Below are 24,847 nucleotides of genomic sequence, written 5' to 3'. Positions count from 1 at the left end.
CCCTCAGAAGTTCACGTGGTAGGCGGCAGTGAGCGTCTCGGCGACGGTGCTGCCACCCGCGTCGGCAGCCGACACTCGGAGCGCGACGTCCGTCCCGTCAGGACCCTCCGGCGCCACCGAGTAGGCCGCGTGGAAGGTTCCTCCCGGGCCGGGCGTGACGGTGGCGTCCTGCCAGGTCGTGCCGCCGTCGGTGGAGAACTGCACGATCGCCGTCGAGACGGCACTGCTCGCCGCGCCTTGCATGCGGGCAAAGGTGATGTCGAGCGCCTGCGCGCCGTGCGGGGTGGAGCCGTCGACGCCGAGGCCGCCGACCGCGTACGTCGGCATGAGCAGCGGTTCCACGCCACACGCGGTGTCGGGCGCCTCGCCCTTGCTGACGCGGCAGATGAACGGCGCCGGCAGCACCGGGCCGTCGACGTGCTGCGAACGCCACGACCATTCCGTGTGTGTCGCGGTCGAAAGCGCGAAGAACGGTCCGCTGTGCGTCGCGTCCACGGTCAACCCGAGCGTGCTCGGTGTGGCGCCCACGGTCTGCGTGAACTGCACTTGCTCGCCCGGTGCGCCTTCCGCGACGACCGCGCCGTCCTGGGTGAACCGGTAGTGGCCGGAGAAGGTGTCGCCGGGCTCCCCGTAGAGGCCGGTGCCCGTGTGGCTGGGTTCGTTGTCGGTGAAGGGCACGAGGTCGAACGACACGTCGTCACCGTCGCGCACGGCGCCGGGGACGAGCATCGAGCTCTGCGGAACGGGCGTGCCTGCCACGGTCGCCCCGGCCGGGTGGAGCGGGAATTCGTTGTAGCCCTCGGTTTTGCGCTGCCCGCCGGTGTAGACCTCGGTGGTCGCGCGCTGGGCGCCGTACCAAGCCTCCAACCCGCCTTCGGTGCGGTAGTACTTGGCCGTGCCGCCGAACCACATCAGGTCGGGTGCCGCCTGCACGTACTCGATCTGGTGCCGGGGCAGCGCGATCGGCACGGACGGGCGGCTGCTCACGGTCTCGAACGTGAACATCCCGCTGCGCTGGTGGCGTCCGAGCGAGGAAACCTCGGAATAGTAGCTCGCGTCCACTGTGGCCACGTCGGCGTCGGTCACCGGGTAGCGCTGCTTCGGAATGGTGCCACTGCTGGCCTTCTGCAGCCAGTACTCGTACGGCGTGCCGGTGCCGGGCGCCGAGACGAGGTGCGCGTACGGGTAGGTCTGCAGCTCACCGATCCGCACGGCCTTCGCGACCGGCGAGATCCACATCGGCACACCGGGGCCGGCGTCGTAGTCGAAGGTGACCGCCGGCCCGGTTTTCGCGGCGCGGCGGACGAAGAACCCGTTGTCGTCCAGGAGCGCCGGACGCGGGGTGACCCAGGTGACCTTGCTGGTCGCCTTCGCGGCATCCATCCGCACGGTCGCGTCGGCCTTCACCGTGAACTCGGGGTTCACGACCTCCCGCACCCCGCTGACGCTGCCGTCGGCCGCGGTGGTGAAGAAAACGCTGACGGCGCTGTAGTTCCCGGCGGGCACGCTGTACTTCGCCGTGCCGTCGTAGAAGAAGTTCACGGCCTCGTTCTCGTCGAGCAGGGTCGAGTCGTCGAGGTTGGTGAGCAGCGAGATGCCGGTGTCGGACGGGGTGCCGTCGGCTTCGTTCGCGGCGAGGGTGAGCGTGTTCAGCACGCTGCGGGGCTGCGCCTTCGCCGGCGCCCCGTACGTCACACCGTTCGCGAACAGGCCGCGGCCGCCGAAGGTGCCACGGGCGCGATCCTCCGTGTACTGCTTCGCCAGCTGCGCACCGAAGTTCCGCGCGGCCGCGCGGTCGAACGTGCGCGTCGGCGTGGTCACGTGGTCGGTCGTGGCTTTGTCGACGTCGAACAGGCCGAGGTCCAGGCCCTTCCCCAGATAGGGCACCGCGGTCGCGGGGATCTCGTAGTTCCGTCCGCCGAGGCCGAGGTGCACCAACGACCTCGCGGGGCCCTTGGCGGCGGCCGGGACCACGTCGTCGCTTTCCCGGCCGCCGCCGAGGTCGTGGACCGTGACGACGTCGCCCGTGATGAGCAACGCCGTTCTGTCGTGTGGTTGTTCTGCTTGCGGTTGTGTCACTTGCGGCGCTGCTGCTGCGACCCCTGCCCCTGTCGCGACGAGCGCCACGACCCCCAGCACGGTCAAAGGGTTACGCACACACACCTCCAGTAGGGAACGGATCACCCGCTACCTACGTGAAGGGCCCGGCGGAGGTTCCACCGCCGGTTCGAATTGCTCCGTTCGGCCCAGCGATCAGGTCACCGAGTAGTCCGACGCGCGGAAGCGCCGGGTCCGCCGCCAGAACTCCACGGTGCCCGCCGGCCACAGCACGGTGTTGCGGCCGGACTTCGGGTCCTGGTACCAGCTGCGGCACCCGCCCGTCTGCCAGACGGTGGCGGCCATCCGCGAGTCGAGCCAGTCGTTGAACGCGTCCTGCACCTCGGCGCGCACCTCGAACGCCTTGGCGCGGCGCAGGCGGCGCAGCGCGGCGACCACATAGGACGCTTGCGCCTCGATCATGAACACCTGGGAGTTATGACCCAGCCCCGTGTTCGGGCCGACCATGAGGAACAGGTTGGGGAACCCGGCGACGGTCGTGCCGAGGTAGGCCTCGTTGCCCTTGCTCCACGCGTCGGCGAGCGTGCGGCCGCCGCGGCCTTGCACCTCGAACCGGATGGTCTGCTGCGTGTCGAAGCCGGTGCCGTAGATGATCACGTCGGCGGGCACCTCAACGCCGTCGGCGCCGACCACCGCGTCCGGCGTCACGGACGCGACCCCGCCCGAGCGCACGTCGACGTGCGGCTTCGTCAGCGCCGGGTACCACGTGCTGGAGATGAGCAGGCGTTTGCAGCCGATGGCGTAGTCGGGCGTGAGCCGCGCGCGCAGATCCTCGTCAGGGACCTGCTTGCGCAGCAATCGTTTTGCGAGGCCCGCGGTCTGCTCCATCGCGGCCGGATCGGCGACGAAGCCGACCGCGCGGCGTTCGTGGATCCAGTACAGCCGATCGCGCACGTACCAGCGGAACGGCGGGAACCAGCGCGCCCAGAACCGGTGCCGGGCGTCGAACGCGCGGTCGGCCTTCGGCACGATCCACGGCGGCGTCCGCTGGAACACCGTCAGCGCGGCGACCTGGTCGACGATCGCCGGCACGAACTGGATCGCGCTCGCTCCCGTGCCGATCACGGCCACGCGTTTGCCGGTCAGGTCCACGTCGTGGCGCCACTGCGCGGAGTGGAACACCTCGCCGCGGAACGACTCCACGCCGGGCAGTTCCGGGTATGCCGGGTGGTGCAGCGGACCGACGGCCGACACGACGAACCGCGCGCGGTAGGTCTCCCCCGTCGCCGTGGTCACGTCCCAGCGCCCGGCATTCTCGTCCCACGCAGCGCGCGTGACGCGTTGCCCGAAGCGCAGCCGGTCGAGCAGCCCGCGCCGGCGCGCGACGTCGTGCAGGTACTCCAGGATCTCCGGCTGACCGGCGAACAGCCGGCTCCAGTCAGGCTTCTGCGCGAAGGAATACGAGTACAGCGGCGAAGGGATGTCGCAGCCGCAGCCGGGATAGGTGTTGTCGCGCCAGGTGCCACCGAGGTCGTCGGCCGCTTCGAGGACACGGAACGACCGGAATCCGGCCTTGTCCAGCCGCGCCGCGATGCCCAGGCCGCTGAAGCCCGCGCCGATCACGACGACGTCGACGTGCTCAGCCGGCATTCGAGAGCTCCCGTTTGAGGACCTTGCCCGAGGGGTTGCGCGGCAGCTCCGTCACGAACCGCCACTCCACGGGCACCTTGAAGTCGGCGAGCAGCTTCACTGCGTGCTCGCGCAGGCTTTCCTCGCTCGGCGTCCGGCCGGGCCGCGGCACGATCACCGCGCGCACGCGCTCGTCGAAGATCGGATCGGGCACGCCCACCACGGCGACCTCGGCCACGTCGGGGTGCTGCGCGAGCGCGCTCTCCACCTCGAGGCTGTAGATGTTCTCACCGCCGCGGATGATCATGTCCTTGAGCCGGTCGAGCACGCGGACGAACCCGTCGCCGTCGATCGAACCGACGTCACCCGTGTGCAGCCAACCGTCCACAAAGGTCGATGCGGTGGCCTCCGGGTTGCCCCAGTAGCCCGCGGCCACCACGGGTCCGCGCACGCACAGCTCGCCGACGGTGTCGCGCAGGTCGCGCGGCGGCTCGCCGGGCAGGGCGATCGCGACCTCGACGCCGTCGACGACCGGGCCGACGCTCCACGGGTGGCTCAGGTACTCCGCGCCGGCGGTGAAGGTGACGATCGACGTGCCTTCGGTGAGGCCCCAGACGTTGCCCAGCACCAGATCCGGCAGCTGCTCCTTCACCTGCGCGGGGAACGGCTCCGGCACCGGCGAGCCGCCCATCACGAACAACCGCAGCGACGACAGGTCCGCGCCCGCGTCTTCCGCCTTCAGCAGGATCAGCCGCAGCATCGCCGCGACGCCGGCGAAGAACGTGATGCGCTCGGCCGCCATGAGCGCCACCGTGGTCTCCGCCTTGAACGCGGGCGTGAACACGCAGCACGCGCCGTTGGCGAGGAAGCCGATGAACTGCGACACGATCGCGGTGGCGTGGAACATCGGCGCGGCCACGAGCGTGCGTTCGCCGGGGCCGGCGCCGAGGCGTTCGCGGACGGTGCCGGCGTTGAACATCAGGTTGGCGTGCGTCTGCATCGCGCCTTTCGGGCGGCCGGTGGTGCCGGAGGTGTAGAGCAGATGCGCGACGTCACCCGGCTCGACTCGCTGACCCGGCAGTGAGCCGGGGTCGGCGGTTTCCCCGGCGTCGGCCGTGAGCGCGGCGGCGTCGACGGCACCGGCCAGGTCGCGGTCGGTGATCACGAGCTTCGCGCCGGAATCGGCGAGGACGTGGTCGATCTCGGGCCGGGCGAACCGCGTGTTCACGAGCACGCCGATGGCGCCGGCGAGCTGCACACCGAAGTAGCTCACGGCGTACTGCCAGCCGTTGGGCAGCAAGATCGCGACGCGGTGCCCCGGCTCCACGCCGAGCTCGCGCAGCCGCGTGGCCACCACGGCGGAGCGGCGCACCATGTCGGCGTGGGAGATGCGGGTCTCGCCGTCGACGAGGGCTTCGCCAGGGCCGTGTCTTTCGGCGACGTCGAGCAGCATGGCGGGCAGGGTTCTCGGGGACACGCGGATCTCCTGGGTGCTCAGCGGTACAGGGTGCTCAGCAGTGAACGGGTGCTCGGCGGTGAACGGGTGCTCAGCGGTAGAAGCCGCCGCGGGTGAGCCCGGAGCCGCCGTCGAGGCGCAGCGCCTGGCCCGTGGTGTACCCCGCGGCCGGGGACAGCAGGTAGAGGACCGAGCCGACGACCTCGCCGAGCGTCGCGACGCGGCCCATCGGCACGCCGGCGAGTAGCCGCTCGCGGGCCGAATCGGGCATCGCGAGCACCTTCGGCGTCGCGAAGAGTCCGGGCTCGACCGCGTTCACGCGCACACCGTCGCCGCCCCACTCCGCGGCGAGCGAGCGCGTCAGGCCGAGCACGCCGGCCTTCGCCGCCGCGTACGCCGCCTGGCCGGGCAGGCCGTCCTCCGCCGCGACGGAGGAGAGGAACACGATCGAACCGCCGGATTCCTTCAACGCCGGGTAAGCCGCACGGGCGAGCACGAACTGCGCGACGAGGTTGGCGTCCACATCGGACCGGAACGCGTCGAGCGGGAATGTGCTCGCGCGGTGGACGGTGTCGACGATCCCGGCGGCGCCGATCACGGCGTCGAGCCCGCCGAGCCGTTCGACGGCTTCGGTGACGGCTCGCGCGGCGGCCGCTTCGTCGGTGAGGTCGGCGACGAGGTGTTCAGGTCCGGCTGGGTCTGCGGCAACGCGGTCGATCCCGACCACCCGGGCGTCGACCTGCGTCAACGCGGCGACGAGCGCCCGGCCAAGCCCACCGCCGGCGCCTGTGACCACCACCCGGCTGCCCGGGCGCGGCAGCGGCGACCAGTCGTGTTCGGTCATGAGATCCTTGTCCCGTGTCGATCGATTGATCGACACCCAGATCTACCAGGCTAGGTTCGCCTCGTCAACGTGCCGATCGTACGATCAGCCCACGTTCACACCCCGCCTCGTCGCCGGAAGGAGGGCCGTGGCCAGGAAGAAGTCGCTTGACGAGGGGCCCGATCTCCGGGTCCTGATCCTCGAACGCGCGAGTGAGCTGTTTCACGAGCGCGGCTACAGCGCCACGTCGATCCGCGACCTGGCCGACGCGGTGGGCATCTCGTCCTCGACGATGTACCACCACTTCACGAACAAGCAGGAAGTGCTGCACGCGATCGTCTCGCGGTTCATGACCGACTTCGTCGACGCGACTGTGCCCGTGCTGCGCGACGAGTCCCTTTCGCCCGGCGAACGCGTTCGGCGGGTCGTGCGCCTGCACCTCGAGCTGAGCGACGACCGGCGCCCGGAGCTGCTGGTCGGCAACCCCATCCGGTACGCGCTCGACCCCGCCCAGCAGGCCGAGGGGATCAAGCTGCAAACCGCGTACCACGACGCGTTCCGCGATGTCCTCGCCGAAGGCGTCGCGGCCGGCGAGTTCCGGATCGCCGACGTCACCGTGACCACGATGGCCGTGCTCGACATGCTCAACGGCGTGCGCGAGTGGTTCGTCCCGTCCGGCCGCCTGACGCGCGACGCGATCGTGGCGCAGTACACCGCGCTGGTGGAGCGGCTGATCGGACAGTGAAAAAGCCCCGGCCGAAGTTCGGCCGGGGCTGTTCGAGTCGTGGAGTTACTTCGTGGTCGCTTCGGCGGCGCTCAGGATGATGTCGGTGACCTTGTCGGGCCGCGAAACCAGCACGGCGTGCGAAGCACCCGGCACGACGACGGTGTGGGCGTGGGCGCGCTCGGCCATCCACTTCTGCGCGGCCGGCGGGATGTTCTTGTCACCGGTCGGGATCAGGTCCCACACCGGGATGTTCTTCCACGAGGGCGCACCCGACGGCTCGCTCAGCGCGGACGCGGCGACCGGGCGCTGACCGGCGGCCATCTGGCGGGCCTGCGACAGCGGGACGTCGGCCGCGAACTGCTTCGGGAAGAGGTCCTGCTTCACGTAGAGGTCGGTCTCACCGCCGGGGAGGGTGACCTGCTGCAGGGTGTCGCCGAGCGTGCTGCCCGGGAACTTGTTGGTCAGGTCGAGCGCGGACTCGCCCTGGTCCGGGATGAAGCCCGCGATGTAGACGAGCGCCTGCACCTTGGGGTCGTTCAGCGCGGCGCTGGTGATCACCGAGCCGCCGTAGGAGTGGCCGACCAGCACGACCGGTCCGTCGACGCTGTCGACCAGGGCCTTGATGTAGGCACCGTCGGACGCGACCCCGCGCAGCGGGTTGGCGGCGGCGATCACCTTGTAGCCGCGCTGCTCGAGCCGTGTGACCTCGCCGTTCCAGCTCGACGTGTCCGCGAACGCCCCGTGCACCAGCACGATGGTCGGCTTCGCCTTCGCCGGCGCGTGGTGGTCGGCCTGCTGCGGCGCCGCCGAAGACGGCACCGCGACGAACACGGCGGCCGCAGCCAACGCGGCGGTCGCGGCGGCGATCCGGGCCAGGCGAGTACGTGTGCGCATCTCTTGCTCCTCGTGAAGTTCGGGCTTCGCTTGAAATGAACAGTACAACTAAATTGTGTGCAATCAAGTTGTGCATAGTGCGTGAAAGATCATCGTAAGATCTGGAATACCGAAGCCCCAGGCCGACGACGGGCTCCGCCCACAGATCTGGACGGGCGAGACGAGCCCGACACGTGGTCTGATCGTGGGAGCATCGGGACACTTCGACTAAAGTTGCCGCTCCGTCGAGGTCACAGGCTCGTCCAACCACGGGGTGCGTCATGACCACCACGTCCACGTCCGCAGCAGCCGGACGCGTCGAAGCCGCCAGACCACGCCGCCGTGCTCTGGTCCTCACCGGACTCGGCCTGCTCGTGCTGTTCCTCGCCGGCGCCTGGTCGGCGTGGTTCTTCACCATCGACGACGCGTTCATCAGCTTCCGCTACGCCGCCAACCTCGCCGCCGGCCACGGGCCGGTGTGGAACGTGACCGGCCCGCGCGTCGAGGGCTTCACCGACTTCTCCTGGGTGCTGTGGTCGGGGCTCGGCTCGTGGCTGGGGCTCGCGCTGCCGCTGTTCGCGAAGGTGACGTCGCTGGTCTTCGGCGTGCTCACACTGCTGATGCTGGTGACGACCGGCCACCGCCGGGGCGGCCTCGCCGGCGCTCTGGTGGCAGGCGGCGCGTACGTGGTCTTCCTGCCGACCTACTTCCACATCACGAGCGGCCTTGAGACCGCCGTGTTCGCAGCTGTACTCCTGCGCGCGGTGGTGCTGGGACTGCGGGTCCTCGACGGCGAGCGGGTGCACCCGTGGGAACCGCCGTTGCTGTTGCTGGTGCTCGGGACACTGCGGCCGGACGGTGTGCTCGCCGTCCTGCCGACCGTGGCCGTCTGGCTGTGGACGACGCGGCGCAGCCGGGCGACGTGGTGGTGGACGGCGGGCGCGGCCGTGGCCGGCGCCGGGTATTTCGTGTGGCGCTGGCAGTACTACGGGCAGCTGCTGCCCAACACGTTCTACGTCAAGTTCGGCGACCTCTCGTCCGGCCGGCTGTGGACGGAGCACACGTTCTGGCTCCTGCTGCCCCTGCTCGTGCTGACGCTGTCACTGCTGCTACGCCGCGACACCCGCGCAGCCGGCGGACTGCTGGTGGCCACCGTGGTGCTGACCTACGTGACCTACGCCGTGTCCGGGCCGACGATGGACTACCTCGACCGCTTCGCCGACCACGGCGTGCCCGTGCTCTGCCTCGGCGCAGGCCTCGGCGCGGCCGCGCTCGGCGGGCGGTGGCTGACGGCGCTGACCGGGGTCGTCGCGGTCGGCTGGTCGGCCGTGGCCGGCGCGACCGCGCCCGACCTGGGCATGATCGCGAACTACGGGCCTGACCTGCAGCGCGCACACGTCGCGATCGGCAAGGGCCTCGGTGCGGCCGACGTGCCGGCCGAGGCGCGCACGCTGGCCGTGGCCGACGCCGGCGCCATCCCCTACTACAGCGGCTGGCAGGCCATCGACTACCTCGGCCTCAACGACGCGCAGATCTCCCGCGGCGCCGATCCGACCGAGGTCATCCTGAAGGCGCACCCGACCGTCTTGATCATCACGTCGGGCTCACCGCAGATCGCCGAGTCCCGCTACGGGGTGCGCAACCGCGAGGTCACTGCCGGATACCAGGAAGTCGCCGTCGTGCGGATGCGGGCCGACTACTTCCAGACCGTGTGGGTGCTGCCCGAGTGGGCGGGCACGGTGCGCGACCACGTGAACGCGGCGGTCGCCGAGGCCGCGCCGGCGAACGACCCCGGGCGGTACGAGCTCACCGTCGACCGGTGGCTTGACCGGCTCCGGAGCCAGTTGCCCGGCTAGGTCCACAAAGGACTCAGCCGAGCCGGGCCTCGAACCCCGAGGCCGCCGACACCGACGGCACCAGCGCGTGGCGCACGGCCAGCGCGGCGGCCTCCAGGCGCGAGTGCACGCCGAGCTTCACCAACACGCCCTGCACGTGGCTGCGCACCGTCGCCGTGGACACGCCGAGGCGGCGGGCCATGGTCTCGGTCGTGTCGCCGTCGATGAGCATCGCGAGGCACTGGCGTTCGCGGCTGGTGAGGAAGCGTTCGCGCAGGTCGATCTCGCGGGAGCGGTCCGCGGCGGGCGCCGAGGTGCGCACGGGGACGTCGACGAGGGTTTCGCCGGCGATCACGCGGTCGATGGCGTTGATGAGGTGCTCCACGCCGCACGTCTTGTGCACGTAGCCGGCCGCACCGGAGCGCAGGGCGTCGGCGACCGCGCCGTTGCCGGGGCTGGCCGTGAGCATGATGACCCTGGTGCCCGGGCTCGCCGCGAGCGTCGCCGCGACGCCGTCTTCCACGGGGCCGGCGCCGAAATTGCGGTCGAGCAGGCAGACGTCCGGGCGCGTCTCGCGCACGGTCGCCACCACTTCCGCGAGCGTGCGGGCGGTGCCCACCACCCGCAATCCGTGCCGCTCCAGCAACCCGGCCAGCGCTTCGAGAAAAACCTTGTGGTCGTCACCCAGGACGATGCTCGTCATTCGTGCTCCCCTTCACTCAGGCGGCTGGGGAAGACGATCCGCACGCAAGTGCCCTCCGGTTCACCCGGTCCGACCAGGGCCTGCGCACCCGTCGCCTCGGCGAGGTGCGCGACCGTGACCAGGCCGAGCGACGCCGTTCCCGGCGGAATGCGCCCGAACCCGGGCCCGTCGTCCGTGATCGACACGGTGACCGGCGAGTTCGCCGTGAGCTCCACGCGTACGTGACCGTCGGGCCCCGCGGCACGCACCGCGTTGCCCAGCACGTTGGCGAGGATCCGCCACAGCACCGTGCCGTCCGCGTGGACGGCAGCGGCCGCTCCGTCCACGAGCACCACCGAAGGTTCGCTGACCCGATCGGCCAGCTTCACCAGCTGCGCCAGCATCGGCCGCAGCGGCACGATCTCCTCGTGCGTCTCGGCTGCCAGCGCGTGGGAGACCAGCGTGCGCAACCGCGAAACCTGCTCACCGATCAGCTCCACGCCGGCCACGTCCTTCAGCTCCGACTCGACCAGGAAGGCCAACGTCGTGATCTCGTGGCCGAGATCGTGCAACACTCCCCACAGAGCCTGAACGGTGCGATCCTCGCTGCGGCGCCCGGTGGCCGCCCGGCGTTCCGGCACGGTTTCCATGGCTTTTTCCCTCGCCTTTACCTTTCCCCGACCGAAGGGAGTCGTCCGCGATCTTGGGGACGTTACTCACGCATAACCCGGGCGTCGGCGAATAGGCGGGAATCAGCTGTCGTGCGTGACACCGCTCGTGGTGACGATGATCTTCCAGGGACCCGGCGGCACAGCCGAGTCGTCGACGAACTGCCAGTCGATCCGATCGTTGTCCCCGTTGAGCTCCGCGAATCCGAGGCATCCGTTCAACGCAGGTGAGACGTCCATCCCGGCGCCGTTGAAACGATCATTCGCCGGCCTGGCGTCGGCCGTACCGAACACGTACTCGGCGTCGTCGTACTGGCCCGGACCAGCGTCCTGGATCTGGCCGTAGCAGATCTTGCCGTCGCGGCGGATGCGTACCCAGCGATTTTTCAAGAGGCTGAAGCTGCGGTCGGAAACCTGCGCGGAATAGCGTTCGTCAGATGCCCACGGAACCACGGCCGCGCGTTGGCGATTTGCCACCTCGTCTCCCACATCGTCATAAGGAACATCGAGGTAGAACGGGTTTTCCCGCGGCGTCATGCGCGTGGGAAAGAATCCGTTCGCCGCCGTTCGTGGTTCGGTGTCGCAGTTCCCGGCGGTGACCACGCCGTCGCAGCCGCCGTAGTGGTCGAGCCACCGGTCGTCGTACGCGGACTCGACCTGGCTGCCGTCCGCGGCGTTCGGGTCGAAGATCTCGCCGACCCAGAACGTCGTCGCCACGATGTTGGTGTGCCAGGGGTAGGACGAGGGTGCCGACGGCGGGACGACGGGCGCGGCCGAGGGCGGGTCCGCCGGCGCGCCCGCCCCAGGGGAGTGGACGGGCGCGCCGGTGCAGGACGCGGTGGTCAGTACGGCCGCCAGACCCCACACCGCGTATCTGACCCGGGTCGCTGCCCGGCGGCGAGCGCCGGGCAGCGACGGGGAACGGGCGTCAGTCACCGGGCTCCACGGGAGCGATGACCTGCCCAGGACGCGTTGCCGGGATGAGCGGCTTCGCGTTGCGGCCGAACGAGCCGGCCTTGGAGGAGTTGCGGCTCGTCACGCTGAACCGCTGCGGACCCGTGGTGGACGCCTTGATGGCAGCCGCCGCGGCAGCACCGGCACCCGCGGCGAACGAGTAGTCGTCCGTCGTCACCGAGCCGTTGGCGATGAGCCCGAGGCCGAAGCTCAGTCCGGTCGCGCCCGCGGGTGCTGCCGGAGTCGTGAACGTGGCCTGGGTCCAGTTCGGCGCCGCCGCGAGCCACGGGCCGGACGTCCAGTACGCCCAGAAGCCCTGCGTGTTGCGGTAGTACAGCGAGAACTGCGTGATCGCTGTCGACTTGTACCAGACGCCGATCGTGTAGGTCTTGCCCGCGGCGATCGTCGGGGTACAGGCCCCGAGGTCGAACGTCGGCAAAAGCTTCGCGTCACCGTCGGTGTAACTGGCGACGTCGAGCTTCTGCGCGTACGTGCCCGTGTGCTTGTCCGTGGTTCTCGTCCACGTCGGCGTGTTGCCGCCGTAGCCGCCCGGCATGTAGCAGTCGGGGAACCCGGTGCCGCTGGTCGAGGTTTCGAGCGAGGTGTTCACCAGGCCGGTGTTCGCCGACGCCGGCGCTGTCACGACCGCCTTCGTCGCGCCGCCGATGGCCTGCTGCATCGTCTTCACCGTCGTGCCCACGCTCTTGCGCCCGTTCAGCCACGAGAGGAACTGGTCGAGCCGCGAAGTGGAGATCGACAGCTCGTCGCACCCGGTGCCGTCACAGACGTGGTGGAAGGTGAAGGTGAGCAGACCGCCGTTGCGCTCGGCCGCGGTCACCGCGCTCTGCATCTGGGCCAGGGTCCAGGTGTTGTCGTCCTCGTCGAGCGCCTTGATCTCGTACGCGTCGGCGGGCTTGGTCGTCTCGGCCGCCGGACAGCCGGCGCACCCGTGTGCCGAAGCCAGGTCACCGAGACCGCGGGCGCTGTTGAAGCCGCACGCCTTCACGTTGTTCTTGACGGAGGTGTTCAACGCGGCGTACGGGTACGCGAAGCTCGTGACGGCGAAGCCCATCGCGGCCAGTGAAGCCCGGCCGTTGCAGATCTGGCGCTTCGCCTCGTCAGCGGGCACCGTGGTGAGGTCGGGGTGCGTCACCGTGTGACCACCGATCTCGTGGCCGGCGTTCTTGATCGTCTGCAGGTTCGCCTGCGTCAGGTAGTTGGGCGCGCCGACCGAACCGCTGATGATGTAGAACGTGCCCTTCATGTTGTACTTCTGCAGGATCGGCAGCGCGCTCATCTGATCCGCGTTGCCGTCGTCGAAGGTGAGGACGACGCCGAGCGGCCGCGCCAACGACGCACCCGCTGTGGAACCGCCCACCACCAACGCGGGCAGCACGCACAGCAGCGCGGCCGCGCAGACCGCGAGCCGCGCGCGTGCCCGCCGGAAATCGAATCCCTTGCGGGCCTTGCGGTGTTTCCGCGTTCTTCTTTCCATGGGTGGCCACCAAAATGATCGGGGATACCTCCGCTGACCGTATTGTCAACCCCCGGCACCCGGATCCCCATAAGGGACGAGGCGGCCTACCGCAGATGCCGGATCTCCGTCATCTGTATGAGCCGTCTTTCGCACAGCTGACTGAGGACAACCGGTTTCGGTGCCTGTTTGCTTTGCGGCGTGGACATCACCCGCCTGTTCCTGATCGAGGACCACCGCATGGTGGCCGACGTGCTGACGTCGAGCCTCGCCGCGGTGCCCTGGATCAGGGTGGTCGGCACGCGCGCCACCTCCGATCCGACGCTGCGCTCCGCGCTCACCGCACAGCAGCCGGACGTGGTGACCGTGGAGCTGGAGTCACTCACCGACGTACGTGAGCGGATCCGAACCTGGCACGACGCGGCGCCGAGGGCCCGCTTCGTCGCCCTCACCGCGAGCCGGGACCGAGATCTCGCGGTGTGCGCTGCCCACGCGGGGATCGACACCTGGATCCCCAAGGAAAGCTCGCTCGACGACCTGCTGGACCGCGTCCGCGGCGCTCGCGCCGGGCACGCGTGGTACCCGCCGGAGCTGCTGGCCGTGCTGTTCGACCGGCTGCGCCGCGACGGCGCCACTCCGCACCGGCCGGCTTCGAGCCCTCTCGACGTGCTGAGCGAGCGTGAACGCGAAGTGCTGGTGGCGATGGTCGACGGCGACCGCAGCGACCAGATCGCGGCTCGGCTCCAGCTTTCCCGCAACACCGTGCGCACCCACACCCGCAACCTGTTCCGCAAACTGAAAGTCCACAGCGGACTGGAAGTCGTCAAGATCGCCCGAGCTGCCGGCATCGAGCCCCACGGCGAGGCGCCGTTATGGAAAGGGGAAACCCCTTGACACTCATGGCCGAATCACCCCTCAGCGAGACCGAAGGCCTCATCTCCGTCGCCATCGTCGGCATGGGCTACGTGGGTCTGCCGACCGCGCTGGGCCTGCACGCCGACGGCGCGCGGGTGCTGGGTCTCGACACGAGCGCCGAGCGGCGCGAGTCGATCCTGGCCGGTGAGCCCGACCTGGTCGAGGCCGACCTCGCGCGCCTCGACCTGGCCCGGCGCGACAACCGACTCGACCTCACCGGCGACCCCGCGCGGCTCGCCGAGGCCGACGCGGTGATCATCTGCGTCCCGACGCCGCTGGACCGTTACCTGACACCGGATCTGGGCCCGCTGCGGTCGGCGTGCCGGTCGGTGGTCGAGCACGCGCGCCCGGGCCAGACGCTCATCCTCACCTCCACCAGCTACGTCGGGACCACCCGCGAGATGCTCGCGGAACCGTTGCGGAACCGGGGTCTCGTGATCGGCGAGGACGTGTTCGTGGCGTTCAGCCCCGAGCGCATCGACCCCGGTGTCGCCGAGCACACGCAGCAGAGCACGCCGCGCGTCGTCGGGGGCTGCACGCCGGCGTGCACCGACCACGCCCGGCGCGTGCTGGAAAAGCTCACTCCGCTCCTGCACGAAGTCTCCTCGGCCGAAGCGGCGGAGCTGACGAAGCTCTACGAGAACTCGTTCCGCGCGGTGAACATCGCACTGGCCAACGAGTTCGCCGGCATCTGCTCGACGCTGGAGCTCGACCCGATCGAGGTGACGCGCGCGGCCGCCACGAAACCGTACGGGTTCATGAGCTTCTACCCCGGCCCCGGCGTCGGCGGGCACTGCATCCCCTGCGACCCGCACTACCTGCTGTGGCAGCTGCGCGAGGCCCACGGGTCCGCGCCGTTGATCAGCCAGGCCATGACCTCGATCGCGCACCGGCCCGGCCAGGTCGCCGACCGCGTCACGGCCACGTTGTCGGCCGCCGGACGCGGCGTCGCGGGCGCTCGGATCGTGGTGGTGGGCGTGACGTACAAGCCGGGTGTGCGCGACCTGCGCGAGTCGTCGGCGCTGGAGATCATCGAGCGGCTCGCGGCCGGCGGGGCGAAGGTCGAGTACCACGATCCGCTCGTGCCGGAGCTGAAGCTGGGCGGGCGCTCGTTCCAGAGCAACCCCGACCCGCACGGCACGGACTTCGACCTCGTGCTGATCCACACCGTCCACCCCGGACAGTCCTACGACTGGATCGAACACTGCCCCTTGGTACTCGACGCCACGTACACGTTCGACGCGGCCACCCACCGCGAACTGGTCTGAATCTCTTGTCTACCGAAAGGGCGTATCCCATGCGGTGCTTGGTGACCGGCGGGGCCGGTTTCATCGGTTCCCACCTGACCGAGCGGCTGCTCGGCGAGAACCGCGAGGTGGTGGTGCTGGACGACTTCAGCACCGGCACCGAGCAGAACCTCGCGGCCGTCGCCGGCGACCCGAGGCTGCGGATCGTCCGGGGGTCCGTGTGTGATCCGGCCGCCGTCGAGTCGTGCATGGAGGGGGTCGCGCAGATCTACCACCTGGCCGCGGCCGTCGGCGTGTTCACGATCATGCAGAAGACCCTCGACAGCCTGCGCACCAACCTGCTGGGCACCGAGGTCGTGCTCGACGCGGCGCTGCGCCACGACGCGCGCATCCTCGTCACGTCGACCAGTGAGGTGTACGGCAAGAACACCTCGATCGGGCTCAAGGAGGACGACGACCGCGTGGTGGGGTCGCCGTTGAAGAACCGGTGGTCCTACGCCGAGGCGAAGGCGCTCGACGAGACGTTCACCTCCCTGTACGGCAGCGAGCTCGGCGTGCGGACGGTGCTGGTGCGGCTGTTCAACACCGTCGGCCCCCGGCAGCGCGGCCGCTACGGCATGGTGGTGCCGCGGTTCGTGGACCAGGCGCTGACCGGGCAGCCGTTGACGGTGTTCGGCACGGGCCGGCAGACGCGGTGCTTCTGCCACGTGCTCGACGTGGTGCCCGCGCTCGTGGCGCTGCTCGACGACGAGTCGGCGCACGGCACCGTCTACAACCTCGGCAGCCCCGAGCAGGTGAGCATCGAGGAGCTGGCGGAGCTGGTGATCGCGGCGACCGGGTCCGACAGCTCGATCGTGCGGGTTCCGTACCAGGAGGCGTACGGCGAGGGGTACGAGGACATGCAGCGGCGGGTGCCGAACTGCGCGCGGGCGGCGCAGCAGGTCGGGTTCCGCGCCGTGCACAGCCTGCGGGAGACCATCGACGCCGTCATCGAGGACCGGCGGACGCAGCTGCGGACCGCCGTCGCCGGTTGATGAGGCACCGACCCGGCCGGTCGCGGCACCGCGTCCGGATCGCCGTGCTTCTCGTCTGTGAGCTGCTGGTGCTGACGTTGCTGCGGGACGGAGGAGCGCGCGCGGCCGTGCAGCCGCTCACGATCGCGTCGGTCCCCTACTGGAACCTGGCCGGGGGGACCTCGACGGTGCAGGCGCACGAGTCGCAGGTCTCCGAGGCGTCGCCGTGGCTCTACGGCCTCGACGCCCAGGGCCGGCTCGTCGAGCAGTCGCGGCGCACGGAGGATCTCGCGCGGCTGCGGGCCACGGGCGTGGAGATCACGCCGACGATCGCGAACGTCACCGAGGGGCGCTGGCACCCGCAGATCGTGCAGGCGATCATCCACGATCCCGCGGCGACCGCGCGGCACATCTCGGACATCGTGGGGCTGGTCGTGCAGGGTGATTTCTCGGGCGTGGACATCGACTACGAGGAGCTGCGCGCGACCGACCGCGCCGCGTTCACAGCGTTCGTCGCGCGGCTGGCAGATGCGTTGCACGCCAACGGGAAACGCCTGTCGGTGGACGTGTTCGCGAAGACGACCGACGCCGGCTACGACGAACGCAATCGGGCGCAGGACTACGCCGCGCTGGGCCGCGCGGCCGACCAGGTGCGGTTGATGGCGTACGACTACCACTGGCAGACGTCCGCGCCGGGCCCGATCGCGCCCGAGGGCTGGGTCCGTGACGTGCTGACGTATGCGGCGTCGCAGATCCCGCGCTCGAAGATCGTGCTGGGCGTGCCGATGTACGGCTACGACTGGGTGGGCCACAACGCCGTGCCGGTCACGTGGGTGCAGGCCTACGGGCGGTCGAGGGAGTTCGGCGTGCCCGTCGAGTGGGACGGGTTCAGCGAATCGCCTCACTTCTCCTACACCGACGCGACTGGGCAGCGCCACGAAGTGTGGTTCGAGAACGCGTACAGCGCGTCGATCAAGTTCACGCAGGCCCGGCAATTCGGGATCGGCGGGGTGTACCTCTGGCTCTTCGGCACGGAGGACGACCTCGTCTGGTCGAAACTCGACACCTACTGGACTCCGGCGGAGGCACGATGATCCCCCTGTGGCTGCTGGCAATTTTCGTCTTCGGGGTGAACTTCACCCTGTGGGGCACCGCCGGTCTGGCGCGCGCGCTCGAAGACCGCGTGCGGCCACCACAGCCGCCCCGGCCGTCGCCGATGCCGCGCTCGCGGCCCGCCCGCGTGCACCGCTCGCGCGTCGCCGTGCTCATGGCCGCGCACAACGAGGAGGTGGTGATCGGCGAGTCACTGGCCGCCATCACCCGCCTCGTGCCGGCGTCGAACGTCCACGTCGTGTCCGACGGCTCCACCGACCGCACTGTTGAGCTCGCCCTCGCGTGCGGCGTGAACGTCACCGAGACGCCCACCAACGTCGGCAAAGCCGGCGCCCTGGAGGAAGGCGTACGCCACTTCTCCCTCGCCACCCGCTACGACGCCGTCCTCCTCCTCGACGCCGACACCCGCCTCGACCCGGACTACTTCGACGCCGCCCTCCCGCAGTTCGACGACCCCGACGTGGTCGCCGTCGCCGGCTGCGCCGCCACCGACTGGTCCGCTTCTCGCCGCGGTTTTCTGGCGTTCCTGTTCACCGCCCACCGCGCCCGCATCTACGCGCTGCTGCAACGCCTCCTCAAGTTCGGCCAGACCTGGCACCGCACCAACGCGACCCTCATCGTCCCCGGCTTCGCCAGCCTGTACCGCGCGGAAGCGTTGCCGCACATCGACATCAACCCCCCGGGCCTGGTGATCGAGGACTTCAACATGACGTTCGAGGTCTACCGCAAACGCCTCGGCAAGGTCGGCTTCTCACTGAAGGCCATCGCCGTCACCCAGGACCCGGACGCCTTCCGCGACTACGTCCGCCAGACGCGCCGCTGGGCCCTCGGGTTCTGGCAAAGCGTCCGCCGCTTCCGCCCGCACGCCGACCTGTTCAGCTTCATGCTGGGGCTATACGTGCTGGAACTGGTGCTCGCCAGCCTCTTCATGGCCTTGCTGCCACTGGCGGTCGTCCTCCTGCTCCTGGCCCTCATCCCCGGCTTCCTGTCCGTCCCCATCGCCGGCGACGTCACCCTGGCGATCGGCCACTACGTCAACCTCCCGACCATCGCCTTCGGCATCCTCGTCCCTGACCTCCTCCTCACCCTCGCCGTCGTGCTCACCGAACGTCGCGCCCGCTACCTCCTCATGGCGCCCCTCTACCTCCCCCTCCGCTGCCTCGACGCCTGCGTCGCCCTCTGGACCCTCCCCCAAGCCTGGCGCGACGGCTCCGGCCGCTGGCAAAGCCCCACCCGCCGCAGCACGGACATCCCCGCCACTCCAGACCTGGCGACAATCGGCGCCAGCTCTGGTATTGGTTCCGGCGCTGGTGTCGGTTCCGGCGCTGGTGCGGGTTCAGGCTTGGCTGCTGTCAGTGCCGGCATGCCAGCGGGCACGAGTTTGGCCGCGGGGCCAGGCCAGGGCACGGGTACCGGCTCGGCCGCAAACCCCGGTCCGTCTGCGGGCACCAGCCATGGTTCGAGTGGCAGCACTCGCCTTCTCCCATCGCCGTTCCCCCGCGGCATCCCTACCCACAACGGCTCCAGTCCGACACTCCCCTCCCACACGAACGGCTCCAGCCCCACAATTCCCTCCCACACCAACGGCTCCAGCCGAACCCTCCCGTCACTACCTCCAACCACCCCCAGCCCATCCCCCACGTCCGACACCGAACCGGACTGGCCACCCGAGTGGCCCCCGGACTGGCCGCCCGACCCCTACACACGCGAAAAGGTCGGCTGACCCCTCCACCACCGGAGCGCCCCTCTGCCGGCCCACTCTCCGCGTACCGATCACGGATCTCCCACCTCACGCCGGCGCCGCCTGGCCACCCACCGAGCGGCGCCGGCACGGCAGCCGGACCTGCGCATCCGCTTGCGACCAAGCAGCGCCTCATGCGACGCGGCACCAGACCGACCCACCGCACCGCATGCGATCGCGGGTCTGCCCGCGGGCCGTCCAGCCACTTTTGCCCGGCGGCCAAGCGGTTCCGCCGCCGAAACACGCCCGTGCCCGCAGCGGGGCAACGCCGCTACTCCACCTCGGCGAACAGGTCGTTGGTCAAGTCCGCCCGACCGCGCAGCAACGCCACCGCCGAACGAGGCCTGCGGTCGCGGTGGGCCGGTGCCGCTACTCCCCTTTCGGCAAGCAGCTCGTCCAGCCAAGGCTGCCTGGCCACCACGCGATCCACCACCGAACCAATCCCGCTACCGGAGCGCGGTGTGGCGCCGCTACTCCACGTCCGCGAGCAGCTCCTCCAGCCGCGCGGTGTCCGTGGCGCCGGCGGGGCGGTTCGGGTCGGGCAGCAACGCCGTCAGGGCCCAGGCGCGGCCGCGGGCCCACGTCGCGTCGTCCACGGCGAGCTTGGTCCGGAAGACCGTGCGGGACGGGCCGTCGAGCAGGGTCCACGCCGCGATGAGGTCGGCGGCCGGGTCGCCGATGGCGAGGGTGCCGAAGTCGATGACCGCGGTGAGGCGGCCGTCGCGGGCGAGGAGGTTGGCGGGCGCGGGGTCGCCGTGCACCCACACCGTCGGACGGTCCCAGGCGGGCACCGCGAGCGCCGCGTCGAACAGTGCCGTCGCGGCCACCGTGTCGATACGGCCCTCCAGCGCGGCGAGCCACGGGCGCACCCGCGACTCCACCACGGCCGAGTCGCGCTCGTCGCCCATGCCGACCCCGCGGAAGCCGTTGCTCCACTCCGGCGGCGGACCGCCGGCGGTGTCGATCGCCTGCAACGCAAGGAAGAACTCCGCGAGGTCCGCAGCCGCCGTACCGAGGTCCGCGAGCTGCCCCGGGTCGGGACGCCGCCCGTCGAGCCACCGGTAGACCGACCACGGGAACGGATACTCCGCAGTCGCCTCCCCCTGCGCCAACGGCACCGGAACCGTCAACGGCAGGCGCGGCCCGAGTCGCGGCAGCCACCGCTGCTCACGCTCCACCTGTCCCTCCCACCGCGCGAACCGCGGCAGCCGCACGGACATCGTGTCGCCCAGCCGGTAGGTGGCGTTGTCCACTCCCGGCGACGGCACCGGCACGACCGGAAGCTCCGCCCACTGCGGAAATTGCCCGGCGACCAGCCGCCGCACCACTTCCACCGTGATCGTCACTTCATCGGACGACATGTCCCCTGCGGTCAACAGGCCTCCCCGGGTCGATGGCTCAGATCCAAACCACCGGCCCACCCGCTGTCCACCGAATTCCGATCACCCCCTCTCCACCAGGAATCACTCCGTCACGCGCTCTTCGCCAGGGCCAGCTTCTGCGCGGCATTGACCAACGGCACCAACCGCGTCCCGAAGTTCCGCACCGCCATCCCCGCCCGCGTGGCGGGAATAAGCATCGCGGCCGCGACAGGAACGTTGCGCTGCCTCGGATTCACCAACTTCCGGTGCGTCGCCTCATAACGCCGGAACGCCGCCACCGGATCGTCCGGACTCGCCGCCAGCTCGGTGGCCAGCGTGTGCGCGCCGGCCATCGCCAGCGTCGACCCGTCACCGAACAGCGAGACACACGACGCCGCATCACCCGCCAGCACCACTCGGCCCGAGGACCAGCTCGGCAACCGCACGCGCGAAACCGAATCGAGGTACAGGTCGCCGGCAGCGTGCACCTGGTCGAGCAGCTCCGGCACCCGCCACCCCGCTTCGGCGTACGCGGTCTCCAGCAACCGCTTGTGCTGCTCCGTGTCGCGGTAGTCGAAGCCCGGCACCGCCGCGTGGCGGAACATGAACGCCACGATCCCGCGCTCCCGCGACGGGTGCACCGCCACCGCACGGCCCGGCGAGTTGTACATGACGATCTCGCTCCGGTGGGGCACCGGCTCGTCGAGCGGCATGGTCGCGACGTACACCCCCATGTGCTCCACGAACTCCGACTCGGGGCCGAAGGCCAGCCGGCGCACGCCGGAGTGCAGCCCGTCCGTGCCCACCACGAGGTCGAACCGCCGCGGCGCGCCGTGTTCGAAGGTAACGTCCACCCCGCCCTCGTCCTGCTCGAGTCCGGTCACGGAGTCGTGGAACACGTATTCCGCGTCACCGATGCTTGCCTCGTACAGGATGCGCGCGAGGTCCGTGCGCGCCAGTTCGACGTCGGTGCCACCACCGTCGCCCATCGCCACGCGCCCGACAGTCTTCCCCCGATCGTTCACGAACCTCATGCCACGCACCGAGGTGGCCGCCTCCCGCAGCTGCTCGGTGAGCCCCATCTTCCGCGCGACCTCGGCGGCCGGCCCGCGGACGTCCACCGGGCTCCCGCTCGAACGCAGCCCCGCCGCGCGCTCCACCACGGTCGGCCGGTACCCCGCACGCGCCAGCCAGTAGGCAAGCGTGGGTCCGGCGACTCCCGCGCCGGAGATCAGCGCCGTCTTCGTGGTCATGATCCGTCATCCCCTCTCGCCGCGGTCCTCCTGACCGACGGTCAGGATCGACGGTACACGCCTGTCCACCGGTCAGGCAAGGAGGTAGATTCGACACCATGAACGAAGTCGTGCCGCCCGACACCCGCGCGCGCATCCTGCAGGTCGCGATGGACCTGTTCGCCTCGAACGGCTACCACGCGACCTCCGTGCGGGAGATCGCCGAACGGGTCGGCGTCACCAAAACCGCGGTCCTGTACCACTTCCCGGGCAAGGCCGAGATCATGGCCGCGATGGCCGAGCCGATGCTGGTCGACCTGGAAGCCACCGTCGGCGCGGCGGAGGCGCTGGACGCGAACCGGCAAGCGGCCCGCGAGGCGATCTTCGAAGGTCTGCTCGACGTCTGGCTACGGCACCGCGATCTGCTGCGGCTCAACCTGCGCGACCTGGGGCTGACCGCGTCCCAGTCGGTGTTCGACCGCTTCCGCGACAGCATGCTGCGCGCGAACAAGATCGTGGCCGGCCCGGACTCCGACCTCAACCTGGACATCCGCGCCTCGCAAGCCATCGCCATGCTGAGCGACCCGGTGGTCCTGTATGCCGACCGCCCGGCCGAGCAACTGCGCGCCGCCGTGCTCGACGGCGTCCACCGCCTGTTCGACGAACCCAGCCCCCACACCGGGCGCGGCAGGCCGACCGTGATGACCGGCAACCTGCTCGTGATGTGCCGCAAGCTGCACGACCAGGGGTTCTCGGCCGCCAAGATCGCCGATGAGCTGGGCGTTTCCCGGGCGACGGTGTACCGCCATCTCAAGGACTAGCTTTATTGAGACGCTTTATGATACTTTTGAGACATCAGCGACGCAGCGAAACTCAATGAACACGTCAACGAGTACAAGGCAGCACGGCACACGACGGCACCGGCACGACAGCTCCGAGACACGAGCACTGAAGTCATAGCGCGGAGAGAACCGCATCAGGAGGCGAATGAACGAAGCAGACCACCCACGCGGAGCGAGGCGTCAGCCCAGGACGGACCGGACCGTCTCCTCGTCGCGGGCGACGACTGTGGTGCCGTCGTCGGCCGTGATGATCGGGCGCTGGATGAGCGCCGGGTTCGTCGCCAGCGCCTCGATCCAGCGGGCACGGTCGGCGGGCGTGCGCGGCCACGACTTCAGGCCGAGCTCGGTCGCGACCTTCTCGCCGGTGCGCGTGATGTCCCACGGGTCGAGCCCGAGCCGGTCCAGCACGGCCTCGAGCTCGGCCGTGGTCGGCGGGTCCTCGAGGTACCGGCGCACGGTGTAGGTGGCGCCGGCCTCGTCGAGCAGCGACACGGCGGAGCGGCACTTCGAGCAACGCGGGTTGACCCAGATTTCCACGAGGGTCACCGTACGCGACCTACTTCGCGAACGCCTGCTGCTGGCACTGGTCGGCGAGCTTGTCGAGGTTGTCGTAGGTGTCGGACGAGCCGTCGTCGATCTGCCACGTGAGGCCGTCCGGGTCGACGCTGGTGTCCGGGGCCACGTGCACGTGGGCGCCCTTGGCGGTCATGCACTTGACCATGGCGTGGAACTCGTCGTTGAACTTCGGGTTGGTCCGCGGGGAAAGCTCTGGCGGCTGCAGCGGCAGCTTGCTCTTGCAGGCCGCCTCGGCCTTCTTCGACTGGGGGCTGTCGTCGTTCATGTCGAGGGCCGGCGGGCTGTTCGGGTCGCCGACCGGGCCGGCGTGCCGTCCGTCGAGGACGGCGTGGCCGTTGGTGCGGAGGCAGGAGTCGTAGGCGTCCCAGTAGGACTGTTTCTCCTCGGGCGAGCTGTCGAGGCGCAGCTGCGGGCGACCGGCGTCGGAGTCGGCCGTGGTGGCCGGCGACGAGGCGGGGGCACCCGCGGAGGCGCTGCCTGTGTCGAGCGTGGCGACCTGCGGGGCGGCGGGCGGGCCGGAGCAGGCGCTGAGCAGGACGAACGCGGCGCCGGCGACGAAGAAGGAGATGGATGAACGCACGTCGTGAGCGTGGCAGGAGGTTGTGAGGAAGCTATGACGATGGAGTCAGGAGGCCACTAGGACGAAGCCGCGAGGGTCAGCGCCCCACGGGTCGCGGCGGGTGCCACGGATCACCCGCCGGTGGAGGGGTGTTTCGGCGTACCGTTCAGCCATGGACATGCCTCTGGCCACCGACCGCCTCGTGATCCGGGATTGGTCGATCGACGACGCCGAAGCCGCGTTCCGCATCTACGGCACGGACGAGGTCACCCACTGGCTGACGCCCGCGATGGACCGCGTCACCGACGTCGCCGCGATGCGCTCGGTGCTGCAAGCGTGGCAGGAAGCCCAGCCGAACCTGGCCCCGCCGCGCGGCCGCTGGGCCGTGGAGCGCACGTCGGACGGCGCCGTCGTGGGCGGCCTCGGGATCCGGCTGTTGCCGCCGTTCCAAGAGGACCTGGAGCTGAGCTGGCAGCTGCACCCGGACGCCTGGGGCCAGGGCTACGCGACGGAGTCGGCGCGCGCGCTGATCGAGTGGGCGTTCACCCAGGACACCGAGGAACTCTTCGCCGTGGCGCGCCCCTCCAACACACGCGCCATCGCAACCGCCAAACGCCTCGGCATGCAGTGGGTCGGCGAAACCACGAAGTACTACGACCTGCGGCTGCAGGTGTACCGCATCCGCCACAGCGACATCATCTAACGGCGCGGCGCGGGCGCGCACGGCAGAGTGGCCACGCACCGGTGCGCCCGCACCCGCACCGAAGGAACGGCAGCGATCCCGCGCCAGCCCAGCGGCGCGGTAGAGCGCCCACCCGAAAGAGTGTCAACGCGCCGGTGCACCCACACCCGCGCCGAAGGGCGGCGGCGCTCGAGTCAGCGCAAACGGCGCGGCACGCCCAGCCGACAAAGCGGCAACGCGCTCGTACGCCCACGCCGAAAGGGCAGCAGCACTCTCAGGCCAGCGCAACAGCGCGGCACGCCCAGCTGACAAAGCGGCAACGCGCTCGTACGCCCACGCCGAAAGGGCAGCAGCACTCTCAGGCCAGCGCAACAGCGCGGCACGCCC

22 protein-coding genes are annotated in these 24,847 nt (G+C 70.2%); 9 read left to right on the top strand and 13 right to left on the bottom strand.

Features of this window, described 5'->3' with window-relative positions:
* Positions 1 to 3: 3 nt before the first annotated feature.
* The 4 genes from AB0878_RS11375 to AB0878_RS11360 form a co-directional block, all read right to left on the bottom strand.
* Positions 4 to 2,037, bottom strand: a complete 2,034-nt coding sequence (locus AB0878_RS11375) for a hypothetical protein (protein WP_366578859.1) — start codon at positions 2,035 to 2,037, stop codon at positions 4 to 6.
* Between the two features lie 216 nt (positions 2,038 to 2,253).
* The gene (locus AB0878_RS11370) at positions 2,254 to 3,708 is read right to left on the bottom strand and encodes an NAD(P)/FAD-dependent oxidoreductase (RefSeq protein ID WP_366578857.1); all 1,455 of its coding nucleotides are present in this window, start codon (positions 3,706 to 3,708) and stop codon (positions 2,254 to 2,256) included.
* Entirely contained in the window at positions 3,698 to 5,164 is a 1,467-nt protein-coding gene (locus AB0878_RS11365) for an AMP-binding protein (RefSeq protein ID WP_366578855.1), read from the bottom strand. Before AB0878_RS11365 ends, AB0878_RS11370 begins: the two co-directional genes overlap by 11 nt.
* A gap of 70 nt (positions 5,165 to 5,234) precedes the next feature.
* On the bottom strand, positions 5,235 to 5,987 hold the full coding sequence (locus AB0878_RS11360) for an SDR family oxidoreductase (RefSeq protein WP_366578853.1): 753 nt from the start codon (positions 5,985 to 5,987) through the stop codon (positions 5,235 to 5,237).
* Between the two features lie 127 nt (positions 5,988 to 6,114).
* Between AB0878_RS11360 and AB0878_RS11355 the strand changes: the two genes are divergently transcribed.
* Positions 6,115 to 6,711, top strand: a complete 597-nt coding sequence (locus tag AB0878_RS11355; RefSeq protein ID WP_366578852.1) for a TetR/AcrR family transcriptional regulator — start codon at positions 6,115 to 6,117, stop codon at positions 6,709 to 6,711.
* Between the two features lie 45 nt (positions 6,712 to 6,756).
* Here the strand turns inward: AB0878_RS11355 and AB0878_RS11350 are convergent, their stop codons facing one another.
* Positions 6,757 to 7,587 (bottom strand): alpha/beta hydrolase, encoded by an 831-nt coding sequence (locus tag AB0878_RS11350; protein WP_366578850.1) that lies wholly within the window; start codon positions 7,585 to 7,587, stop codon positions 6,757 to 6,759.
* 260 nt (positions 7,588 to 7,847) lie between these two features.
* Here AB0878_RS11350 and AB0878_RS11345 point away from each other — a divergent pair, with 260 nt between their 5' ends.
* Entirely contained in the window at positions 7,848 to 9,422 is a 1,575-nt protein-coding gene (locus AB0878_RS11345) for a hypothetical protein (RefSeq protein WP_366578848.1), read from the top strand.
* 13 nt (positions 9,423 to 9,435) lie between these two features.
* On the opposite strand, the gene AB0878_RS11340 is transcribed toward AB0878_RS11345, so the two are convergent.
* From AB0878_RS11340 to AB0878_RS11325, 4 genes are all read right to left on the bottom strand, one after another.
* Entirely contained in the window at positions 9,436 to 10,104 is a 669-nt protein-coding gene (locus AB0878_RS11340) for a response regulator transcription factor (protein ID WP_366578846.1), read from the bottom strand.
* A complete protein-coding gene (locus AB0878_RS11335; RefSeq protein ID WP_366578844.1) occupies positions 10,101 to 10,733 on the bottom strand; it encodes a HAMP domain-containing sensor histidine kinase in 633 nt (210 codons plus the stop codon). The genes AB0878_RS11340 and AB0878_RS11335 overlap by 4 nt, the downstream gene beginning before the upstream one ends.
* 102 nt (positions 10,734 to 10,835) lie before the next feature.
* Positions 10,836 to 11,468, bottom strand: coding sequence for a hypothetical protein (locus tag AB0878_RS11330; protein WP_366578842.1), 633 nt, complete (start codon positions 11,466 to 11,468; stop codon positions 10,836 to 10,838).
* Positions 11,469 to 11,679: 211 nt separating this feature from the next.
* Positions 11,680 to 13,200, bottom strand: a complete 1,521-nt coding sequence (locus AB0878_RS11325) for a polysaccharide deacetylase family protein (protein WP_366578840.1) — start codon at positions 13,198 to 13,200, stop codon at positions 11,680 to 11,682.
* 180 nt (positions 13,201 to 13,380) lie between these two features.
* Between AB0878_RS11325 and AB0878_RS11320 the strand changes: the two genes are divergently transcribed.
* From AB0878_RS11320 to AB0878_RS11300, 5 genes are read left to right on the top strand one after another with little or no spacing between them, the layout of a single operon-like run.
* Positions 13,381 to 14,073, top strand: a complete 693-nt coding sequence (locus AB0878_RS11320) for a response regulator transcription factor (protein ID WP_366578838.1) — start codon at positions 13,381 to 13,383, stop codon at positions 14,071 to 14,073.
* A gap of 5 nt (positions 14,074 to 14,078) precedes the next feature.
* The gene (locus tag AB0878_RS11315) at positions 14,079 to 15,362 is read left to right on the top strand and encodes a nucleotide sugar dehydrogenase (protein WP_366578836.1); all 1,284 of its coding nucleotides are present in this window, start codon (positions 14,079 to 14,081) and stop codon (positions 15,360 to 15,362) included.
* A gap of 29 nt (positions 15,363 to 15,391) precedes the next feature.
* The gene (locus tag AB0878_RS11310) at positions 15,392 to 16,375 is read left to right on the top strand and encodes an NAD-dependent epimerase/dehydratase family protein (RefSeq protein ID WP_366578835.1); all 984 of its coding nucleotides are present in this window, start codon (positions 15,392 to 15,394) and stop codon (positions 16,373 to 16,375) included.
* Between the two features lie 44 nt (positions 16,376 to 16,419).
* A complete protein-coding gene (locus AB0878_RS11305) occupies positions 16,420 to 17,448 on the top strand; it encodes a glycosyl hydrolase family 18 protein (RefSeq protein WP_366578833.1) in 1,029 nt (342 codons plus the stop codon).
* Positions 17,445 to 19,190, top strand: coding sequence for a glycosyltransferase family 2 protein (locus AB0878_RS11300; RefSeq protein WP_366578831.1), 1,746 nt, complete (start codon positions 17,445 to 17,447; stop codon positions 19,188 to 19,190). Before AB0878_RS11305 ends, AB0878_RS11300 begins: the two co-directional genes overlap by 4 nt.
* A 488-nt stretch (positions 19,191 to 19,678) precedes the next feature.
* On the opposite strand, the gene AB0878_RS11295 is transcribed toward AB0878_RS11300, so the two are convergent.
* A complete protein-coding gene (locus AB0878_RS11295; RefSeq protein ID WP_366578829.1) occupies positions 19,679 to 20,584 on the bottom strand; it encodes an aminoglycoside phosphotransferase family protein in 906 nt (301 codons plus the stop codon).
* Positions 20,585 to 20,679: 95 nt separating this feature from the next.
* Positions 20,680 to 21,822 (bottom strand): FAD-dependent monooxygenase, encoded by a 1,143-nt coding sequence (locus tag AB0878_RS11290; protein WP_366578827.1) that lies wholly within the window; start codon positions 21,820 to 21,822, stop codon positions 20,680 to 20,682.
* A 98-nt stretch (positions 21,823 to 21,920) separates the two neighbouring features.
* Between AB0878_RS11290 and AB0878_RS11285 the strand changes: the two genes are divergently transcribed.
* Complete coding sequence (locus AB0878_RS11285) at positions 21,921 to 22,622, top strand: TetR family transcriptional regulator (RefSeq protein WP_366578826.1); 702 nt, start codon at positions 21,921 to 21,923, stop codon at positions 22,620 to 22,622.
* A 201-nt stretch (positions 22,623 to 22,823) separates the two neighbouring features.
* Here AB0878_RS11285 and AB0878_RS11280 read toward each other — a convergent pair whose 3' ends face one another.
* Together AB0878_RS11280 and AB0878_RS11275 are read right to left on the bottom strand one after the other, a co-directional pair.
* On the bottom strand, positions 22,824 to 23,180 hold the full coding sequence (locus AB0878_RS11280; protein WP_366579348.1) for an arsenate reductase family protein: 357 nt from the start codon (positions 23,178 to 23,180) through the stop codon (positions 22,824 to 22,826).
* 19 nt (positions 23,181 to 23,199) lie between these two features.
* Positions 23,200 to 23,799, bottom strand: coding sequence for a hypothetical protein (locus AB0878_RS11275; protein WP_366578825.1), 600 nt, complete (start codon positions 23,797 to 23,799; stop codon positions 23,200 to 23,202).
* A 151-nt stretch (positions 23,800 to 23,950) separates the two neighbouring features.
* Here AB0878_RS11275 and AB0878_RS11270 point away from each other — a divergent pair, with 151 nt between their 5' ends.
* Positions 23,951 to 24,481 carry a GNAT family N-acetyltransferase gene (locus AB0878_RS11270; RefSeq protein ID WP_366578823.1) on the top strand — a complete coding sequence of 177 codons (531 nt, stop codon included), beginning with the start codon at positions 23,951 to 23,953 and terminating at the stop codon, positions 24,479 to 24,481.
* Positions 24,482 to 24,847 lie beyond the last annotated feature (366 nt).

Source organism: Amycolatopsis sp. NPDC047767 (assembly GCF_040704195.1).
Lineage (GTDB): Bacteria > Actinomycetota > Actinomycetes > Mycobacteriales > Pseudonocardiaceae > Amycolatopsis.
This window is presented reverse-complemented; position numbering and strand designations above follow the sequence as displayed.

Excerpts from the sequence above, each read along its gene's own strand:
- AB0878_RS11370 (WP_366578857.1), bottom strand. The coding sequence starts at position 3,708 with ATGCCGGCTGAGCACGTCGACGTCGTCGTGATCGGCGCGGGCTTCAGC.
- AB0878_RS11360 (WP_366578853.1), bottom strand. The coding sequence starts at position 5,987 with ATGACCGAACACGACTGGTCGCCGCTGCCGCGCCCGGGCAGCCGGGTG.
- AB0878_RS11350 (WP_366578850.1), bottom strand. The coding sequence starts at position 7,587 with ATGCGCACACGTACTCGCCTGGCCCGGATCGCCGCCGCGACCGCCGCG.
- AB0878_RS11345 (WP_366578848.1), top strand. The coding sequence starts at position 7,848 with ATGACCACCACGTCCACGTCCGCAGCAGCCGGACGCGTCGAAGCCGCC.
- AB0878_RS11340 (WP_366578846.1), bottom strand. The coding sequence starts at position 10,104 with ATGACGAGCATCGTCCTGGGTGACGACCACAAGGTTTTTCTCGAAGCG.
- AB0878_RS11335 (WP_366578844.1), bottom strand. The coding sequence starts at position 10,733 with ATGGAAACCGTGCCGGAACGCCGGGCGGCCACCGGGCGCCGCAGCGAG.
- AB0878_RS11325 (WP_366578840.1), bottom strand. The coding sequence starts at position 13,200 with ATGGAAAGAAGAACGCGGAAACACCGCAAGGCCCGCAAGGGATTCGAT.
- AB0878_RS11315 (WP_366578836.1), top strand. The coding sequence starts at position 14,079 with ATGGCCGAATCACCCCTCAGCGAGACCGAAGGCCTCATCTCCGTCGCC.
- AB0878_RS11310 (WP_366578835.1), top strand. The coding sequence starts at position 15,392 with ATGCGGTGCTTGGTGACCGGCGGGGCCGGTTTCATCGGTTCCCACCTG.
- AB0878_RS11300 (WP_366578831.1), top strand. The coding sequence starts at position 17,445 with ATGATCCCCCTGTGGCTGCTGGCAATTTTCGTCTTCGGGGTGAACTTC.
- AB0878_RS11290 (WP_366578827.1), bottom strand. The coding sequence starts at position 21,822 with ATGACCACGAAGACGGCGCTGATCTCCGGCGCGGGAGTCGCCGGACCC.
- AB0878_RS11285 (WP_366578826.1), top strand. The coding sequence starts at position 21,921 with ATGAACGAAGTCGTGCCGCCCGACACCCGCGCGCGCATCCTGCAGGTC.
- AB0878_RS11270 (WP_366578823.1), top strand. The coding sequence starts at position 23,951 with ATGGACATGCCTCTGGCCACCGACCGCCTCGTGATCCGGGATTGGTCG.